Here is a 1360-nt window from a genome sequence, read left to right as displayed (position 1 = left end):
CTCTTTTCTTATTGAACTAACGGGGCAGTTTAGTTCAACAAGAGATTTGAAAAATATATACTACTTATGTCGTATTTGACAAAAAATAACCAATTAAATAGCCACCTCATTTCAATTTTAAATGAGGTGGCCATTGGTTATTTTTTGATGTATTTTATAGAATTATAGTGATTGAATAATATGGTCGTTAACAAATGATTTTATGAAAAATAATTCATTATCATTAGGATTCCTTTTATTTTCTGACTTAAAGCTCTCTATAGCATCTTCTAGTGAGGTCGATTTTACAACACGACTTGCACTTATTAACTCTTTCCAATATATATCCATTTCAGTGGAATCGCAGATCGATTCATGACCAAGTAGAAACATTTCAGCATTATATTTTTGTATGTCGTTAATCATTGGCAATAACAATGATTGCTTGTAATGAAATAAAGAATTTGTGGTTGTACCATATGCACAATCACMTAAAAAAACAACTTTTTCATCTGGAATATAAATGATTGTAGAGTCATCTGAATGAGTACTTTTGATTTTTTCAAGTATGCAAATTTTATTACCCAAATCAATAGTTAGTGTTTTTTCAAAGATTACATCTGGAGAGTTTAACTTAAAACTATCCCTGTTTGGCATATCAGTTTGTACAATCTTCATACACATAGCACTCATTTGATTAGTATTCACATACCTCTGGAGTGAACTATCGTCATAGGATAAACTTTGCCATTCTTTTATCATTTCGTTCGTTTGACTATTAACTATAACAGTTGCATCAAATTCATTCATTCCTAGAAAATGATCCCAATGTGCATGGGTAATAACAACATATTTAACTGGTGGTACATTTAGCTTCTCGATTTCTAGTAAAAAGTCCTTAGCATGCTGAGGAGAATTACCAGAATCTATTATTAGACTATATCKGTCACCACATACCAGTCCTAATGTCGGTCGTTCATTATCATCTTGATTAGATAAATAAGAAATAGTATCACTGAATTTATTTAACATGTTATTTCTCCTCTTTTCTAGATATTAATTCTACGAAAGAGAAAACCTACATGTTTATTCTAAAGTAAATAAAATAAATTAAGATTTTCTCATTTTATTTCTTTACCATTGGACTTGTCCCTCCTTTTTTCAATATGGAATTAGTTCTCCTGTTCTCTATTCATATGGTTGCGAATTAGACGGATTTGACCTCGATGATTTAGCTCATCTTCAAATACATGAAACCATCGGAAATAGTTGTTAGCTACATGATCAGGACCAAAGGGTGAAACTTCATCCAACCAGATGTCCTCTATTTGCTTAAATAAATCTAGCGTGCGTTCTCTTACTTTACTTAACTGTTCAAGAT

General features: G+C 30.9%; 1 protein-coding gene and 1 pseudogene. Both read right to left on the bottom strand.

Going from position 1 to position 1360, the window contains the following annotated elements:
* Positions 1 to 162 precede the first annotated feature (162 nt).
* Complete coding sequence (locus AC1DSL_RS18265; protein WP_477533339.1) at positions 163 to 1011, bottom strand: MBL fold metallo-hydrolase; 849 nt, start codon at positions 1009 to 1011, stop codon at positions 163 to 165.
* A 140-nt stretch (positions 1012 to 1151) separates the two neighbouring features.
* Positions 1152 to 1360: pseudogene (locus tag AC1DSL_RS18260) on the bottom strand (hypothetical protein); the annotation flags it as partial.

The organism is Paenisporosarcina sp. P4_D4 (genome assembly GCF_056401835.1).
The sequence above is the reverse complement of the archived record's forward strand: the minus strand, read 5'-3'. Positions and strand labels throughout refer to the sequence as shown.